The organism is Hallerella sp., from assembly GCF_022776125.1.
Lineage (GTDB): Bacteria > Fibrobacterota > Fibrobacteria > Fibrobacterales > Fibrobacteraceae > Hallerella > Hallerella succinigenes.
Genome location: NZ_JALFIA010000015.1, coordinates 1 through 18,052 on the forward strand (window position 1 = coordinate 1; position 18,052 = coordinate 18,052).

The 18,052-nt window shown below is 48.8% G+C and carries 16 protein-coding genes and 1 pseudogene; 5 read left to right on the forward strand and 12 right to left on the reverse strand.

Annotated elements, in window-relative coordinates; all coding sequences use genetic code 11:
• Positions 1–231 precede the first annotated feature (231 nt).
• The 3 genes from MR847_RS01415 to MR847_RS01425 are packed head-to-tail and all read right to left on the reverse strand — an operon-like array spanning position 232 to position 1,396.
• Entirely contained in the window at positions 232–591 is a 360-nt protein-coding gene (locus tag MR847_RS01415; protein ID WP_287722758.1) for a hypothetical protein, read from the reverse strand.
• On the reverse strand, positions 591–878 hold the full coding sequence (locus MR847_RS01420) for a hypothetical protein (protein ID WP_287722759.1): 288 nt from the start codon (positions 876–878) through the stop codon (positions 591–593). The genes MR847_RS01415 and MR847_RS01420 overlap by 1 nt, the downstream gene beginning before the upstream one ends.
• 5 nt (positions 879–883) lie before the next feature.
• Positions 884–1,396, reverse strand: a complete 513-nt coding sequence (locus MR847_RS01425; protein WP_287722760.1) for a hypothetical protein — start codon at positions 1,394–1,396, stop codon at positions 884–886.
• 541 nt (positions 1,397–1,937) lie between these two features.
• Here MR847_RS01425 and MR847_RS01430 point away from each other — a divergent pair.
• The 4 genes and pseudogenes from MR847_RS01430 (at position 1,938) to MR847_RS01445 (ending at position 4,842) form a co-directional block, all read left to right on the forward strand.
• Positions 1,938–2,876 (forward strand): Rpn family recombination-promoting nuclease/putative transposase, encoded by a 939-nt coding sequence (locus MR847_RS01430; protein WP_287722761.1) that lies wholly within the window; start codon positions 1,938–1,940, stop codon positions 2,874–2,876.
• 126 nt (positions 2,877–3,002) lie between these two features.
• Positions 3,003–3,200 (forward strand): annotated as a pseudogene (locus MR847_RS10990) (ORF6N domain-containing protein); the annotation flags it as partial.
• Positions 3,163–3,420, forward strand: coding sequence for a hypothetical protein (locus MR847_RS01440; protein ID WP_287722791.1), 258 nt, complete (start codon positions 3,163–3,165; stop codon positions 3,418–3,420). The pseudogene MR847_RS10990 and the gene MR847_RS01440, both read left to right, overlap by 38 nt.
• Positions 3,421–3,636: 216 nt before the next feature.
• On the forward strand, positions 3,637–4,842 hold the full coding sequence (locus MR847_RS01445) for an ATP-binding protein (protein WP_287722763.1): 1,206 nt from the start codon (positions 3,637–3,639) through the stop codon (positions 4,840–4,842).
• Positions 4,843–4,954: 112 nt separating this feature from the next.
• Here MR847_RS01445 and MR847_RS01450 read toward each other — a convergent pair whose 3' ends face one another.
• The 9 genes from MR847_RS01450 to MR847_RS01490 form a co-directional block, all read right to left on the reverse strand.
• On the reverse strand, positions 4,955–5,662 hold the full coding sequence (locus MR847_RS01450) for a DNA alkylation repair protein (RefSeq protein WP_100424444.1): 708 nt from the start codon (positions 5,660–5,662) through the stop codon (positions 4,955–4,957).
• Between the two features lie 21 nt (positions 5,663–5,683).
• Positions 5,684–8,068, reverse strand: coding sequence for a putative LPS assembly protein LptD (locus MR847_RS01455; RefSeq protein ID WP_106519650.1), 2,385 nt, complete (start codon positions 8,066–8,068; stop codon positions 5,684–5,686).
• Positions 8,069–8,238: 170 nt separating this feature from the next.
• On the reverse strand, positions 8,239–9,054 hold the full coding sequence (locus MR847_RS01460) for a PDZ domain-containing protein (protein ID WP_106519639.1): 816 nt from the start codon (positions 9,052–9,054) through the stop codon (positions 8,239–8,241).
• A 210-nt stretch (positions 9,055–9,264) separates the two neighbouring features.
• Positions 9,265–10,350 carry a hypothetical protein gene (locus MR847_RS01465; protein ID WP_106519640.1) on the reverse strand — a complete coding sequence of 362 codons (1,086 nt, stop codon included), beginning with the start codon at positions 10,348–10,350 and terminating at the stop codon, positions 9,265–9,267.
• A 14-nt stretch (positions 10,351–10,364) separates the two neighbouring features.
• Entirely contained in the window at positions 10,365–11,177 is an 813-nt protein-coding gene (locus tag MR847_RS01470; RefSeq protein WP_100424447.1) for a metal ABC transporter permease, read from the reverse strand.
• 25 nt (positions 11,178–11,202) lie between these two features.
• A complete protein-coding gene (locus MR847_RS01475; RefSeq protein WP_287722764.1) occupies positions 11,203–11,877 on the reverse strand; it encodes an HAD family hydrolase in 675 nt (224 codons plus the stop codon).
• Positions 11,874–13,178 carry a deoxyguanosinetriphosphate triphosphohydrolase gene (locus MR847_RS01480; protein ID WP_241899392.1) on the reverse strand — a complete coding sequence of 435 codons (1,305 nt, stop codon included), beginning with the start codon at positions 13,176–13,178 and terminating at the stop codon, positions 11,874–11,876. The genes MR847_RS01475 and MR847_RS01480 overlap by 4 nt, the downstream gene beginning before the upstream one ends.
• A 223-nt stretch (positions 13,179–13,401) precedes the next feature.
• A complete protein-coding gene (ccsA, locus tag MR847_RS01485; RefSeq protein ID WP_287722765.1) occupies positions 13,402–14,793 on the reverse strand; it encodes a cytochrome c biogenesis protein CcsA in 1,392 nt (463 codons plus the stop codon).
• On the reverse strand, positions 14,790–15,464 hold the full coding sequence (locus tag MR847_RS01490; RefSeq protein WP_100424450.1) for a hypothetical protein: 675 nt from the start codon (positions 15,462–15,464) through the stop codon (positions 14,790–14,792). Before MR847_RS01490 ends, ccsA begins: the two co-directional genes overlap by 4 nt.
• Positions 15,465–15,592: 128 nt before the next feature.
• On the opposite strand from MR847_RS01490, the gene glgB reads away from it, so the two are divergent.
• Positions 15,593–17,983 carry a 1,4-alpha-glucan branching protein GlgB gene (glgB, locus tag MR847_RS01495; protein WP_241899393.1) on the forward strand — a complete coding sequence of 797 codons (2,391 nt, stop codon included), beginning with the start codon at positions 15,593–15,595 and terminating at the stop codon, positions 17,981–17,983.
• Positions 17,984–18,052 lie beyond the last annotated feature (69 nt).

The following is an 18,052-nucleotide window of genomic DNA, read 5'->3' on the forward strand; positions in this document are numbered from 1 at the left end:
TTTGCGTGCTTACCTCTACTGCGGGCTACCACACCCTTGTTACGCAATAAGCACAAACGACCCACGCCCCAGATGGGACGTGAGTGTTCGTCTTATTCTCGCGTAATATGAAAGTGGTAGTTTCAGTAGAGAGAATAAGAGTCGAAACTCAAAAATTCCGGTCGCTCCGCACCATTCGGTACGGGGCTATGTCATGGAAAATGATAGTAAAAAAAACAAAGAATAAGGCGGCTAGAACCAGAAATAGACTGGTTTGCCCATTTCCTTCGCCTTGCGTAACGCTTGCATCAGTTTTTCAAACGCGGCCTTCTCCAGTTCACCGGTTTTCTTGTTTCGGAAACTTTCGGCGATGGCGATAGCCGCGTCGACCTTGCCTGCAGGAAGCTCTTCGTTTTCGTAACGGTCGATAAGCGTTTCCAATTTCTCGTTGAATGCGCTATAGATGTCCCATAAGGTCTCGTTTTCCCTTTCGAACATTTTGAACTGCACAAAATGGTGCAACTGGCGGTGTTCCGGATCAGTATTTACATATATGGTCCAGTCATCATTCAAGTCGTGAATTGGGATAAAGATTTCGTCGTAGCGTTCCATTACATTTCGCTCCTGTATTTAATTCTGAAATGAGTTAATGCTTCACGCTCGGCTTTTGGCCGACCATGCTGTTTGCCATTTGCGTCAATATAATTTCGCACATCTTTACCATGTATGTCAAGATACAAATTATATGGAACGCTTTTATCCTGTAGTCGCAGATAACCTCCACCGATATCGGCTACTACAGAAATTTTCGTCTTTTCGTTATACCACTCGACCTTGTTGCCATGAACTTCTGCATGGGCATCGGGTGCGAATTGACTGATAATCTCGTTGATGTTCACCGATGTCAGATGAATTCGTAAAGAGGTCGCATTTTTTTAGAGCATCCCAACGTCCCTATGACATAGGGAATATTTTTAGGGTATGATTCCAGCGCAAATAGAGTTTGCAAGTTTCCTATCCTAAAGTTGGGAATAATCTTTTGTCCCGACAAGGCAACAAATGCGGTAGCCAACTGAGAAAGCCATATGTTGAACTTTTGCTGTTGGAAAGGCCATCTTATTCTAGGACTTAAGTCAAACCCTCCGAATCCCTTGAAAAGCCCATACAAGTTAATTTCTTCAAAAATACGTTGAAGTCTTCTTTTTATGAACAAGTCATCGGAAAATGAACTCAGCAAGTTCTCATTTGGCTTTTTGCAACAACGAATCCTTTGGATTGGTTCTATGAGTGTAGGCGGTTCTTCAAGAATCACCTCCCTGGGAAATACGGGAAAACCGTATCGGTTAAATGGCCATTTCGCCATTTTTAATTTTGCTCTCAACAACAGAGCGAGTTCGTATAGATTCATGATTTTCATAAATCGTCCTTTCTTAGGCCATACTTTCCATATTCGCAACTGGCCTATAGTTGTGAATCGGGGATTCAGTCCTTATTCGACATTTTGTCGCACACATTTTTTTAGGAATAAAAAAGGCGTGGTGTCGTTTGCACTTACCATTGCTGCGGGCTACCACACCCTTGACTCAATAAGCACAAACGACCCACGCACCATTAGGCGTGAGCGTCGGTCCTATTCTCGAGTCAATTGAAAGTGGTAGTTTCAGCAATGAGAATAAGAGACAAAAACATCGTAAGGCGAGCGCTGCGAAAATGCTTGCATTTTCATTGCCGAGCCGAAGATGTTTCTACAATCTCAAAAATTCCGGTCGCTCCGCACCATTCGGTACGGGGCTATGTCAATCTTAAAATAGCATAAATTTGCGACAACTATATCCGCATCCGCATTTTTTGAAAAATTTCGCATTTTCCCCTTGACGGCTTCTTGAAATTAGTGTATATTTGTGCAGTAGTTTTTAAGATGTTCGCCTTTTCTTGCATGTAGGCGGAAGGAGTAGAGGATGAAAGTACGCAAGTCCTTCAAGGACTGTATCGTGAAGCCGGGAGAAACGAGCCCGTATGCAAATTTGCTGGTGGATTTGGCCTTCAAGAAGGCCTTCGATCCAGACAAGCCTACCAGCCGAAACAACCTCATCAACCTCTTGAACGACCTGCTGGAACCGCAACTCAAACGACCCATCAAAAATGTGTGGACCCGCAGCGTGGCGAAGAACCTGAGCGGCAGCAAGGCGTCGCGCACGGCAATTTTCGACTTGCATTGCAAGGATGATTTGGGGAACCTCATCGAGATAGAGGTGCAGATTCGCGAGATGAAGAATTTCGTGAAACGCTTAGCGTTTTACGCTAGCGAGATGGTGGTGAACCAGGCCGAGCCCGGGGACGATTGGAGTTTTGATGTCCAGCCAGCCTACGTAATCGCTCTGACGCGTTTCTCTGTTTTTCCCGATGAACGCGCTGTCCATCGTGCAACGGTAATCGACATGGAAAGCGGAGAACAGCTTGTGGATACCTATAACTTTACTGCTATTGAACTTTCGAAGGTTCCCTTTTTCATCGAAAAGACTTCCAGCGATTTGAGCAAGTGGCTGTTCTTCTTCCGCTACTTGAACCGGCTCAAGGAACTCCCCGAAGAACTGGACGATGGAAAGTTCAAGGACTTGACAGAAAGCGCAAAAGTATCTAACTTCAACAAGAAAGAATTCGAGGCATATCGGAATATGTACCACAAGGTATGGGACCATAACGCCCTGAGGGACGGCTTCTTCAAGGAATTCGCGGATGACGTCAACGCGAAGATTGAAGAACGTATTTCTGGTAGAAATCGCGAGTTTGCGAAGAAAATGATAGTACTCGGCAAACTTTCCAATGAGGAAATTGCCGCGGCTACGGATCTTTCCCTGGAAGACGTCGTCGTGCTTCGCAGTCAGCTTGAAGCATAATTTATAGACTATTTTACAACATTTAAAAAAATATAGCCTGTCGTAATCTAGCTAATTTCATTCTCTCGTCGTTACAGGATAGGCGTGCTAAAATCGCGTATTTACACGATTCGCGGACTCAAGGTTATGCTGGACGCCGACTTGGCGGAGATTTACGGGTATAGCACCGGTGCTTTTAATCATCAAGTGAAAAATAACATTGAAAGAATTGCAGAAGATTTTCGATTTCAGTTGACTGAAGAAGAAATGCGAATCTTGATGTGCAAAAAATGCACATCAAGTTGGGGTGGCGCGAAAAAACGGACTTACGCCTTTACGGAACGTTATCGACAACTACGTGGGCGTGAAGCCCCTGCTTCGCAAAGTTCACGGACGCTATGTGTTCACTGATTATGGCTTTGAAAGCGAAAAATTATTTCATTGTGGCGCATCGGCTAAGGACGGCGGTAATAAGGTCACCACCATCATGCAAATCGAATGTCCGGAAATGTACCGCCCGCTGATGGAGGATATCCGAAAAAGGCTGAGTCGTAAAACGACCTAGCCATTCGGTACGGGGCTATGTCATAGGGAAAGATAACATAAAAAAGGCTCCCCCCAAAAACAAGTCCGGGGCCATAATAAGGCCTAAATTACCACGCCATGTTCGCAAAGGCCTGAAATATGCTTGAAAATGCGGAAAACGAGCTTTTTGGGTGTTTTATGACGGAAAAATGAAATGCTATTTCACATCTCCGTTAAAATTATGTATATTTAGAGCATGATCAATCGCAAAATAGCCCCCTATATCCAGTCCCAGATGGCTGAATACCCTTCTGTCACCTTGTTTGGCCCGCGCCAATGCGGAAAAACGACGCTTGTGCGCGCCCTTTTCCCAAACTACGCATATGCGAACCTAGAAGATTTTGCCACCCGTGAATTGGCGTCGAAGGATCCCGACGAGTTTTTCACAAGGTTTCCCGCTCCGGTCATCATCGACGAAATTCATCGGGTCCCATCCCTGTTGGGGCAGGTTCAGGTGCGTATCGACCGAACCCCTCTCAAAGGGCAGTTTTTGCTTACGGGCAGCAACCAAATTTCGGTAAAGGCGTCCGTAGCCCAGTCTCTAGCTGGCAGAACGTCCATTATCGACATGCTTCCTCTGTCCATCTCTGAAATAGAGTCGGCAGGGATTATGCTGGATCGCGACGATCAGATTATTGCTGGTGGAATGCCGTTCCTGTTTGCTGAAAGCGGACACGCTCCGTCCGATTACTACAGGAATTATGTGAACACCTACGTGGAAAGGGACATCGCGCAACAGGCGTCCGTTCGTGACCTGTCCAAGTTTTTCAATTTCCTGAAACTGCTGGCAGGGCGTACTGGGCAGTTGATGAACAGTGCAGCAATCGGGGCCGAAGCGGGCGTTTCAGGTAACACTATTTCTGCATGGCTTTCGCTTTTGGAAGCCTCGCATATTGTCTATGTTTTGAAGCCTTGGTTTACTTCTAGGACTAGCCAGGTTGTCAAAAGTCCCAAGGTTTATTTTTGTGATACGGGACTCGTCTGTTATTTGTTAGGGATAGAGACTCCTGTTCAACTGCAGCGAGATCCGATGCTAGGAAAGTTGTTCGAAAATCTTGTTTTGTTAGAAGCCCTGAAAAGCAGATTAAATAACGGCTTAGAGCCGAACCTGTATTTTTTCAGGAACAGCAATGGGCTGGAAGTGGACCTGATTCTTTCGCGCAAGCAAGGGCTCGATCTATTCGAAGTCAAAAGCGGCAAGGCTTTTGACCAGGATTTCAGCAAACCCATGAAAAGTTTTTCCGAGAAGTACGCAAAGCATCTTTCCCAAAATCCGCCGACAATCGTTTATAGCGGAGACGGCGCGGAATCGTTTATGGGAACTCGCTATGAAAACTTCAAGTCTGTTGGGGGCTTGTTCTGCGAAAGAGAGGAAAAATTTAGGCTACAGTTTAAACACTGATGGCCCAGTTTTTAATTCGATATTCGTCAAATATTGTCGGTTGCAAAAGCGACTAATACAAATTGGCTACACATTTAAAAAAATCGGCCAATCCTTTTTTGGGTCCAGTTTTTCATTTGTACGTTCGCAAAAGAGCTTTTTCTTTTGCGGCAATACGGTAACTTTCGCAAGCCTTCTGAATCGTCTTCGCATGAATCCACGGTGAAAGTTTTTTCTTTTGAATATAAGGCAGCGCCACGTTCCATTGTTTTGCAAGTGCCGTGGCAAAGTACCAGGCGACGACCATTTGAACGTAATAACGGTCGGCACCTTCAAAACGGTTTTCATCCACAGTAGCGACGCGCTTCAAATGTTCCTCGCGAAAGCGCTCGTCTAAAAAGAACGCCATCAGCATATTCACGCCGAAGCGCACCGTGTAAGCCTTATCGGACTTGAGCCATTCCAAAGCTTTCGATTCAAAACGGGTCGTATCCTTTAAAAGCGCCTTAGGAGATTTTCCGTCGCAGACCGCCCAGTTATCGATATACGGCAAAAAGCTTTCCACCTGCCGCAAGCAGGTTTCAAAGTCGCAAATCTTTTCCACGATGAACAGGTGAATCTGATTTTCTTCAAAGTACCGGTGCGGAAGGCTTTGCAAAAACTCTTCCACTTCGGCGGGCGAAGCGTTTTTCGAAAACTCCTGGGCGAGTTTCCGAAGTGTTGGCACGCGGACTCCGATAAAAGTTTTTGGGTCAATGCCCGGAAGCAACGCCGTGTGAAATTCACGGTACTTCAAATCCTGTTCCGCAAGCAAACGTTTTTCAAGTTCCGTCCGCGTCATCCGTACCCTATTCAATACAAATTAATTATCTTCCGTACTCGAAGCGTTCAGTTTGATATCCGGCAAGTCCTTCACGTACACGGTAAAGCTCCAGCCCGCAGCAGGGCCCGTCGGAGTCCAGGTGAAGTCAAGCTTCCAGCAATGCAAGGTTCTATCGAAAGTAAATTCATGGGTTGCAAAACGGCCTTCCGTGTAACTGTAGCGCGTCGAATATGTCATTGACCAGTTGGGCGTCGGATGCAAAGACGCGGAAATTCCTGTAGAATGCGAAATGTTGTCCTTGAAAACCTTTTTACCGACGCGCGTACTGGAGAACGAATAGCGGTAATCGAGACTCGCCGACCAGGAATCCTTCTGGTACTTTCCCATTTGCGAAGCAAGGCCCGAGTTAAAGTCACCCGACCAGTTGAAACTCTTGGAAAGATCGTAAGCCCAATAAGTCAGTTCCGGGAAGCGGACCTTATTGGGATCCTCTTCATACTTGTGATAAACACTGTGACGGGTGCGAATGGTGAACATGTAATTCGGGAGCACCTGAAACCCAAAGCTCGAATTGATGTCCGACCAATGGAGAGAATCTGCGGCAAAGTTGTAAGACGTCGAATGCGAAGTCGTAATCAGGCGGCGGGTGCCGTAAGTATCTTCCGTTTCCGTTGTATCCTTGCCGTCTTCCGAAGCCTTCTTTTGCCCAAGCGTTTTCAAATACTTGATATCGAAATCGTTCGAAATCGAGAAGCCGAGCGATTTCTGTTCAATCTGGTAAGGCGTCTGGCCAAGAAGCGGGTGCTTCACAAAGTACTTGTTCGTGTCGAGTTCCGGCGCATAGGTGTACGAAATACTCGGAGAAAGCACATGGCGCACACCGGTAAAGCGTCCGATATTTGGCATCCAAATTCCATACAGCTTAGTATCAGCGGTCAAACTGTAATTGTGGTTGTAAAAGAATTCACCATATTCATCGTTTTCCGGATTCCAACCGCTACGCTGCTTGCGGTACTTTGCAGAATCTTCCGGATTGATCCAGCGGTTGCCCGTCCACATGCCGGTGAAGGTAGCCTTCGGTGTCAAGTTAATCACATCAAAGAGAGATGCGGAATAGTCCACAGAATACGTTCCCGTGTAGCCCGTATACCAGACGGCGGTATCGATATTCCGCACCGTATCTGCTGCGATGACTTCATAAAGGTTGAAACGGTTCGAGAACGAGTAATTGAACTTGTCTAGCCAGGATTCTTCCGAAGCGACTTCATCATCGTCGTCTTCAAAATCAAAAAGCTGACCGCTCATGCGGTACTGGATGTCCGGGATCTGGCGTTCCTTGTATCCCGTCGTCAAGTTGTAGTTCTGCAAGAGTTTCACCGTCAAACTCTTGTTCGATCCGAACTTGCCCGAATACGTCATCTGGGCGTTTGCCTGCTGATCCAAGATCGTTTCCGCATCGGTACCGTTATCCTGGCGAACGCTCTGGTCCGAAACAAAAGAACCTGTACCGGAAAGGGTATGTTTTCCGTCGGGCGTCAAATTCTGATTGTGGTTAAAGCGAATGTCATATCCACTGTTTGCAAAATCAAACTGTTCAAGGTAACTCGTATAAGAAATGTTTCCGTCCAAATGGTAGCGCCATTTATAGCGGATCGATTCCGAAAGAGTCGTCTTTTCAAAGTTGGCCGAAGAGCCTTCGATCACATCGGCCGAAGTCGTCGCGTCCCAGTAATCGTTCGGCGCATAGTAAAAGCCCACATTCTTGATGTAAAAACCCTGGACCTGGTCACCGCCGAACTTAGGCGTCAAAAGTCCGGAACGCCTACCGCTCTTGAGCGGCGCCACGATCATCGGAAGCACCGCCACCGGAACATCCGCAATGTTCAGCACGACAGGTCTTGCCGTCACACTTTCCTTCGGCTTCACCACCATGCGTCTACCGTAGAAGTAATAATGCTGGTGCGTCGTATCGTCACAGGTACTAAAGTCGCCGCGGGCAATCAAAAGTCTTGTATCCGGAAGGCGGCGAACCTCCACGCCGTTTAGCTGATTGTTGTCCTGGAAGGTCGTCGCATAATAGATTTCCCCCACTCGGGACTTCATATTGTACTTCATGCGATAACCTGCAAGCGACGGATTCTTGGTTTCACGGAGCACCGGATTTCCGCTTGCCTGCAAAACCTGATCTTTTTGATTAAAAAGGATCGTATCCGCATCGAGAGTCGCCGTGCGATATTTCAGCTGCGCCTTATCGTTCAAATTGAATGTGGACGTTCCCACGTCATACTGCAAATCAACCGCATGGTATTCCACCGTATCGGTTTTTGTCGTATCGTTTGAAGATCCGAACCAATCGCCATCCGTCGTATCCGTCTCTGTGGAATCAGCGGGATCGGGCCTTTCCGGCAAATCAATTGGCGTCATTTCTTGCGCCGAAGCGAAAGACGAAAAAACAAGTGCGAGCCAAAACAAGCACTCTAGAATTCTTCGCTTCAACGTGTTCTTCATCACACGGCAATTATAGAAAAGGAAAAGCTCCTGTTTTACCAGGAGCCTCTTCTAAAAAGCCTTAGAACAGACTATGTCAAAAGAACTTAGCGGAGTTCCGCTGCCACTGCGGAAGCGGCACCGTTCTGTTCAATGTGAACAATGTAACGGCCGGAAGCCGCATTCTTGCCGTCCCATGCGAGGGACTGCGAACCGGCCTTCGCATCTTCCTTCAAAAGGCGAGCGGCTACTTCACCGTTCGCATTCACAATGCGCACCACGGTAGAGCCTTCTGCACGCAGGTTGATCGCGACCTGTTCACGGTCAAAGGCGTTCAAAGAGCCCGCGACACGCACACTGCGGTTCTTCACCTGCGGAGCGACTTCTTCTTCAGCCGTTTCCACGGAGACCACGGAAAGATCGGAAGAAGAAACCTTCATTTCTTCCTTCACCACGTGACCATGCTGCATCACCGAAAGAAGCTTCTGATTCCTGGAAAGATTTTGAGAAGCGACTTCCGCAATTTCGTCCGAGGAATAGCTGTTCTGATTTTCGCCATACCAAGCTTCTACTTTGGACGCATCCACGTCGTTCACCGAAATATTTGCACGGCGAAGCGTTACTGTAAAAGTTTCCTTTTCACGGAGTACGGAAAGTTCCACAGGTCTTCCGACCGTTCCGCGGAGCACTTCCTTCGAAGCATCGATATCGTTACCGGCTATCGAAACACCGTCCACGGCAATAATGCGGTCTTTTGATTCAAGACCCGCTTCTGCTGCCGGAGAACCCGGAATCACGTCCGAAACGAGAACGCCTTCGTTCACCGCATAAATCGTAACACCGATACCGCCAAAATTTTCACCTGCCATAGCTGGCAAAGCAAGCATGGCCGCAAATAAAGAAGCGTTTACAAAACTTTTCATAGATTTCCTCGCTGAGATATACCTTAAATATATAATAAAACGAGTTAAATTGAATACATCATTATTCCCATATAATAGACTTCCGGTTCAGGAAACTCGAATTCGAAAGCCGCCGTCATCGAAAACCGCCTTATACGCTTCTGGTCACTCAACTAAGCTCTAAGCACTAAGCTCTAAGCTCTAAGCTCTAAGCACTAAGCTCTGAACCCCTCACTCCTCGTACTCGTATTCGTCTTCATCCGAGTCGTCGTATTCTTCATATTCGTCGTTTTCGTTCGGCAAAATGATGAGTCCGAGCGTCACCGGTTCGCCCTTTTCGTCCAAGAAGCCCTCCAAGTAAAGGGTCGTCGAAAGGCGGATCAGGCGAAGGTCCATCATCGTTCCGCCGTCGTGAACACTTTTGGAACCATACGGGATGAAGAGAAATTTTTTGCGCACAAATTCAAATCGGTTTTCGTCAAAGTTCCAACTCCAGCTCGTTTTGCCGTCTTCGGAATCTTCGTAATCGCAGACTTCCTTGTCGATGTCGCATTCAAAGGAAGCGTTGCCCTGGTAACGCTTGTTCCATTCCGTGCTAAAAGCGCAGGTCTTAATACTGTGTCCACCGTTCACTTTGGAATTCAACTTGTCGTTGATCGTAACGATGTCCATCTTTTCGTTCTTCACCTGGTTCCAGACGTCGCGCAAAATAATATAGCTTTCAATGCCCTTGGGGCAGTTGCCCGTGCGATTCACTTCTTCGTGGGTCGCTAAAAGCTTTTGCTGCAAATCGATGTCCACCGCCATCGGAATTTCGACTTCCTTGATTTTTTCAATCACCTTGCGCGGAGGAACGGCAATAATCTTGTCGTCCTTTTTCACCAGGTAGCCGAGTTCATCGCGGACCATGTTCAAGCACTGTTGCACGTGAATGCCCACGGTATTCGACGCGGCACTCACAAAGTCCACGCCGATTTCCAAATTCCATTCGCCAGCCTGAGACGTATTCTTGTCGAGCTTGCAGTAAGCTTCTTCACGGATACCGTCGATGTAAATGATCTTCGCCTTGAGCTTCGTGAGCATTTCGCCTTCTTGGTCCAGGCGTTCTAAGCTCCAAAAGTTCGGATTCTGGCGCAAAAGTTCGGAAAAAGCCTTGTCACCGTCCAATGCAGGCAACAACGAATCGTTCCGCGCATTCTTTTCTTGCAAAAGTACAGAATATTCCGTCGTAATATCTGGATTGTTAAAAAGCGAATGCGTCGCCGCAAAAGCGGAAACCGCGCCCAAAGTCATTACTGCCAAAGTCAAAAATCGCATCGTCTATCCTACAATCAATTTGCACCGAGAAGCTTCTGAACTCCCCAGTTTGCCACATACAGCAAAACGCTAAAGAGAATAATCGTCGGTCCCACAGTCAAGTTCCACACATAAGAAACCACAAGTCCCGCAAGCGAAAGCACCACCGAGAAAAGGCACGAAAAAAACATCATCTGCTTCAAATTTTTGGAATAACTCTGCGCTACATAAGCGGGAATCGTCAGAAGCGCAATCACAAGAATTAAGCCCACTGTCTGTACCGCCATCACCACCGTGCAAGCGATCATCGCCATCAACAACATATACAGGCGAAACACCGGAATTCCACGCACACGGGCAAATTCCGGATCATGCGACACAGCAAGAAACTGTCTAAAAAAGAACGCGGATACCGCTAAAATCAAAGCGGTCAAAATGCCCATGCCCCACAGAAGTTCATGCGGCACAGTCAAAATGCTGCCGAACAGAAAGCTCGTCAAATCGCCGCTGTAACCGGGCGTTAAATCCGTAAGAATCACACCGGCCGCCATACCCGCCGCCCAAATCACGTTGATCAGCGTATCGGAACGTTTGCGGTCGATCCAAGTCAAATATCCCATCACGAGCGCACACACAAGCGCCATACCGAGCGCACCGAGCATCGGTGAAAATCCTAAAAAACAGGCAAGCCCTATTCCACCAAAAGAAGCGTGCGCCACACCGCCCGCCGTCCCCGCGATTTTATTCACCACCACATAGGATCCCATGACCCCGCAAGAAATTGCAACGAGAACCGCCGCGATAAAAGCGTTCTGCATAAAATCCATGGAAAGCATTTCTTGGAGCATAAGCCTTAATTTAGAAAATCGGAACTTAGCCGAGTATTTTCAAAAGATCCATCAGGTCCGGAATGCGGAAATCCGTAAAACTGCCGTTTTCTTCGGATATCGGGTTCACCCACACCGTTTTCCAGCCGCGGTCATGCGCCGGGCGTAAATTGTGCAATGCGTCGTCGAGCAGCACAATCCGACTCGGATCATCGCCTTTTTTCCAAACTCCGTCGTATTCAAGAACCTTTTCCATCGTTTCGTAGGCGCTCACCTGCGGTTTACCGTCCCAGTTCATGTCTTCCAAGCCCACGATGCGTTCAAAGCAGTCGAGGATTCCCATTTTAGAAGAGCCTTTACGACTCCAGTCGGAACGCCCATTTGTAAAAATGTATTTAGGACCTTTGAGGATTTCGAGCAAAGCTCTCTTCTGCGGCGCAAAGTTCGGGTAAACGAGAGTTTCGGGCTGATGGATAAAGTCAAAGAAGTCGTTCGGCGTAACCCCGTACACGGCGCGAAGCCCTGCCAAAGTGGTACCGTATTCCTTCCAATAGCGCTTGCGAATTTCTTGAGCGTGATCGTAATCGATGTTCGCCACCTGCTGCACGTACAGCGCAATGCGACGGTCGAGCGAATTCAAAACAGCACGTTCCGATTCCGCGTAAAGCGTCAGATCATAATCAAACAGCCAAATGCGATCCGTATCGTTTGAAAGAATCATTGCACAAGACCGCTGATTTGACGTGCAAGGTAAGAAGCGTAATTGTCCGTCATGCCGCTCACAAAATCGAGCACCTGGTGATAGGCTTCAAGCGGTGTCACCGTCTGGCCGATTTTCGCCTGGCCAATCAAGCGCACAATGCGAGACGCACGGTAAGAAGATTCGCCGTACTTACGAAATTCATAGACACCGCTCACAAAGGCGTCAAGCACCGTGCTGAGCGTCGTATAGCTACCGACTTCAAGCTCCGTTTTTCTGCGGTCCGGGTAAATGCGCTCCCGGCCAAGGCGCTTTGCCACACGAATACCATCCACCGCATCGGCGTCCGCCAAATCAAGCAACGAACCCTTGAGTTCCCCGTTCATGATTTCTTCATAATGGATAATGAAGGCGCGGACCACGGCATCAATCAGGTTCTGAATGGCAAGTCCGCGCACGCTCGAAAGGAAGTCGCGGAAGTTCTGACCGTTTTCATTGTATTCACGGTCTATGTCCACCTGCGGGCCGCAGAGATATTCGAACATGTTGCGTACATCGGCAAACTGCAAAATGCCGAGTTCAATCGCATCTTCCACGTCCAAAATGCAGTAGCAAATATCGTCCGCCGCTTCCACGAGATAGCTCATCGGATGACGCATCCAAATGCCATTTCCGACTTCCGGAATGCCGAGCACATTTGCCATTTCACGGTAATCATCCGCTTCGGTCTGGAAAAGGCTCGTCGGAATGCCATAGCAGGCAAGGCGCGGATACTTCATCATCGATGAAACCGTCGGGAATGTAAGGCGCATGCCACCGTCTAAAAAGTGATATTCGAGCTTCGAAAGAATACGAACGCCTTGCGCGTTGCCTTCGAAGTTTTCAAAGTCCTTCATTTCGCGGTCGCTAAACTCCCTGAGCGGTGCGGATTCGCGGTTTTTGCGGAACCAGTCGCGGATAGCCGCTTCCCCGGCGTGACCGAACGGCGGGTTTCCAATGTCATGCGCCAAGGCGGCGGACTGGGCAATCGTTCCGAGAAGCGAGGCGTTAAAATTCCTGGGAAATTCTTTCGGCATTTCGTTGAACACCGAAATGGCAAGGCTGCGCGCGACGCTCGAAACTTCGAGCGAGTGCGTTAAGCGGCTGTGAACGTGATCGTTGACAGAGAACGGGTGAACCTGGGTTTTACGGCCCAGACGACGGAAAGCCGTCGAAAAAACGATACGGTCAAAATCACGATGAAAGTTGGAACGGTTCGGGTCACGGCTTGCCGGGTGACCGTAGCGCGTTGCAGAAAGAAGAGTTTCCCATTTCAGAATCATGCGTCAAAAATAGCAATCCAAGCTTGACCGCGTGATTCATCAGGCCTTTTCCGCTGCCCGAGCCGAACATAAAAGCGAGCGCAACCAAACGTCTTTAAAATTTCTTGTGCAGCACCTTCAATTCTTGATTTCGACTGAATCTTTTTTCAAGTCATCCTTTTCAAATCCGCCTAAATTCCTGCGCCACCGCTTGAATTCGAGCCTGCAATCGCCAAAGCCGTTTTCATTTTCGTCGTTTGTTCCTCTTCCAAAAACTTAAAAAACAGACCACCCAAACATCGCCCAAAACAAAAGCGCTAAAAGCAACGAGCAGGTTCGCCGAAAATCCGTAACTGTGCAAACCGACCCCCAGCAAATTCACCCCGAACAGGCAAAAGGCGATGACAATCAAAAGAAGCGAAGAAAGCACTTCGAGCGTCTTCGGCTTCACAAAATTTTGAGCCTTCAAGTGGATTACCACGAGCACCCAAATGAGCACGAGCAAAGCCCCATTTTCCTTCGGATCCCAGCCCCAAAAACGTCCCCACGCGACCTCTGCCCAAAATCCGCCAAGCAAAGTCCCAAGCGTCGAAACAGCAAATCCCACGCCCAAAGTTCCAAACAAAAGCTTTTGCAAGCTCACCGAAACTTCCCCGCCAAACGCCCGTTTTGCAAGCATCACGTGCGCAAGTAAACTCGCAAGAATCAGCCCGCAAAACCCGACCGCAATCGTAAACACGTGCATCGAAAGCCAAAACGAAGAATTCAAAATCATCGCGACCGCGCCAAAGGGATCGCCCGCAAGCGCCGAACGCATCACCAAAAAGAGCGCAAGACATATCCCCGAACCGCAAGTGAGCAACGGCTTTACGCGCCCCTTCGCCGAGACCGCCACCGCAAAAATCGAAACGCCAAGCACAAGCGCAAGGAGCATCTCATAAAGCGTCGTCAGCGGAACCCGATTTTCCACAATTCCACGCCAAAGAAAAATGCCCGCACAGCCGAGCGAAACGATCGACTGCATCACCAAAGCGGCCTTCCACGCCCACGATTTCCATAGGGCAAGGAGCGAAAGTCCAAACGCCATGCACACAAAAATCCAAACACAGAACGGCAAATTCCAGTTCAAATAAGCCCGTTCCGCAAGCAACTGTCTAAGCGAAGTGGAAGAAAGCTCTTGCCTCGGCACAGAAATTCGCCAACAAAAGCCTTGCACTTGAAGCGAATCAAACAAATCCAGAGCGTAATCCAAGCGGGAAAGCTCGTGCGTCTGCGGATGGGAATCATCCCTTTCCGCGTACTGCTTTAAGAGCGAACGGCTTTCTTCAAAATCACTGCGCTTGAACTCCCGCCGTGCCGGATCCAAGTGCAAAATTTCGACCGTCATGGAACGGTTCACCCGAAACACATTCAACGAGTCCGCAGAGCCGTCTACAATTTTCTGCAATAGCGTCTGTGGCTTGAGTCCCGCACACTTTTGTTTTTCGCATAGCGCATTTGCCACCGCATTTTCTAGGGAATTCAGCGGACGCACGCGACCTTCAAAATTCACAAATTCAGGCAGGGCAAAGTTTTCCTGTGCAGCAAGGAGCTGCCACATCCAAAGCAACACGAACGAGAGCGTTCGAAGGTTCATCGTTTACGCCCTCCAAAAACCGCCACTCCATGCCAAACAAGCCCCACAAGCAGCATCACTGCAAACAAAAAAGGCGCAAATGCAAAAGGATCCCGCTTGACAAAAAAACGCACGACTTTCTTTTGAGGCGTTATTTCAAAGGTTTCCCCAAAGTACATCGTGTAAGGTCCTATCGTCTGCGGCACGTTCAACCCCGTGCGGATTGTATCCACACTGCCCAACGGCAACACCGTACAGCTCACCGAATCCGCATCCAAAATGGCAAACGAAGCGCCTACCGTTGAATCGATCCACACCTCCGAGCCGACAAGTCCAAACGCCTGGAACGATTCCCGCGTTTGGGAACCCGCAAAACTCCCTGCGATCAAAATCAAAATGGAAAAGTGTACAAGCAGCATCCCAAATTTTCGGACGGAATGCGACAGGCGGAAAATACAGGCGAAAAGAAGATGGATAAAGAGAAGGACAGCGAGCGACTTGAGCGCCGGAAACGGCAAAATGCCTGCCACCCAAAGGATCCAACTGTCAAAAAAACGGGAAACCCCTAAATCCAAGCCAGCACGAGCTTCAAAAAGCGTTCCCCAAAAAACCAATGCAAACAGGGCGATCAAAAGGATCATGCCGAATTGCAGGGAGCCCAAAAAGCGTAAGGCGTAAAGGATTCGTTTCACGCTCTAAATTTAGACAAAATTCCATTCTCTATAAGGGCAAGCTTTTCGTAAGGTATTTTTAAAAAGTTTTTTTACGAATTTTTAAAATTAAAGTAATTTTACAAGGTACTCACAACATGGGTGTTCTGATGGATTTTCAAAATAATACAACAATGACTTACGACCAGATGAACTCCATCTGGAACTTTAATTGCAGCGATCCTTTTTCGATTCTCGGCATTCACGCCTTGGAAACCGACCGCGGACTCAAGACCGTGATTCGCGTATACTTGCCGGGCGCCGCCTCCATTCGCGGAGAATCGGTCGAACCGGAAATCATCTACGGTCAAGCAAACTTTGAAGAACCGGCAGAAGAAGTCCAGATTGGTAAAAAAAAGACCGCAAAGAAGAATGCGAAGTCTGCAAAGACATCCAAAACCGCAAAAACGGCAAAGACCGCCAAGACGAGCTCTAAAAAGGCTTCCGTGGAAGATGACGCCAAGACTCTCGCTTTTGATTTTGTCCGCATCGATAACTCGGGATTCTTCGAAGCCGTACTCGACATGGAATTCCAGCCGTTCTTCTACAAGCTTCACATTACGCTTGAAAACGGCATCCAGTACACGGTTGTCGATCCTTATGCATTCCTTCCGGTTCTCACGGACTTTGACTGCCATCTAATCAAGAACGGTACGCATTACGAACTTTACAAGAAGCTCGGTGCAAACATTGTGCGTCACCAAGGCTTTAACGGTGTGCAGTTCGCCGTTTGGGCTCCGAATGCCAAGAGCGTTTCCGTCGTCGGCAACTTCAACAGCTGGGACGGCCGTCGTCATCCGATGCGCATGATAGGTTCCTCGGGCATCTGGGAAATCTTCATTCCGGATCTTGGCGAAAACGAACTTTACCGTTTCGAAATTCACGCCCAGGACGGTCGCCTGATCACCAAGTCCGACCCTCTGGCAAAGCTCAGCGAAATGCGTCCGGCTACGGCAAGCGTTACCACTCACCTCGAAGGTTACGAATGGAACGACAAGCTCTACATGGACACGCATTACGCAACCCGTGTCTTCGGTGCTCCGATGAACATTTACGAAGTGCACGCCGGTTCCTGGGAACGTGACCCGAGCAATCCGGACCGCTTCCTCTCCTGGAACGAACTCGCCGACAAGCTCATTCCGTATTTGAAGGAAATGGGTTATACGCATGTGGAATTCCTTCCGATCATGGAACACCCGCTCGATGAATCCTGGGGTTATCAAGTCACGGGTTACTATTCCCCGACCAGCCGTTTCGGTTCGCCGGATGAATTCCGCCGCTTTGTGGACCTTTGCCACCAGAACGAAATCGGCGTGATTCTCGACTGGGTTCCAGCACACTTCCCGAAGGACTCTTATGCTCTCGGCCGTTTCGACGGTACAGCCTGCTATGAACACGCTGACCCGCGTCAGGGTGAACATCCGGACTGGGGCACCTATATCTTTAACCTCGGTCGTAGCGAAGTTTCGAACTTCCTCATTGCAAACGCCATGTACTGGCTCCGTGAATTCCACTGCGACGGCCTCCGTGTGGATGCCGTGGCAAGTATGCTCTACCTCGACTACGGTAAGCAAGACGGTCAGTGGATTCCGAACAAAGACGGCGGAAACATCAACTACGACACTCTCGAATTCCTGAAGCATTTGAACAGCATCATGGGCCGTCTCGCTCCGCACGCGATTCTCATCGCCGAAGAATCGACGAGCTTCCCGTGCATCACGCGTCCGCCAGAACGCGGCGGTCTCGGCTTCCATTACAAGTGGAACATGGGCTGGATGAACGACTTCCTTTCTTACATGCACCACGAACCGGTGCACCGGAAGTATCACCACAACTTGCTCACCTTCAGCATGGTGTACGCCTATTCCGAAAACTTCATTTTAGTGCTGAGCCACGACGAAGTCGTTCACGGCAAGGGTTCCATGTTGAACAAGATGCCAGGCGACAACTGGCAGAAGTTCGCCAACCTCCGCCTCGCCTACGCTTACCAGTTCGCCCATCCGGGTAAAAAGCTCAACTTCATGGGCAACGACTTTGGTCAGTACCGCGAATGGAACGAAAAGCAGTCCCTCGACTGGCACTTGCTCTCTTGGGAAACGCACGGCAAGTTGCACGAAATGTTCAAAACGCTTTCGCACATTTACAAGGACGAAAGTGCCATGTGGGAAGTCGACCACGCACCGGAAGGATTCGAATGGATTTCTTGCGATGACGCCGACAGTTCCATCGTTTCGTTTGTCCGCCGTGACGCACACGGTGCGATGATTCTCTGCGCCTTCAACTTCACCCCGGTTCCGCGTACTCCGTATCGCATCGGCGTTCCTGCACGTGGCCGTTGGAAGGAAATCTTCAACTCGGATTCCGAAATGTGGGGCGGTGGTAACATCGGCAACGCGGGTGAAATCCGTTCCGAAGATATTGGCTGGCAGGGTCGTCCGTGGAGCGCGAACATTCAGCTTCCACCGCTCGCAGCCGTTTTCTTCAAGTTCGTCGGCGAATAAGCCTTAGCGACTTTCCAAACAAAAATCCCGTCCATTCGAACGGGATTTTTGTTTGGAAAAAATTTCAAA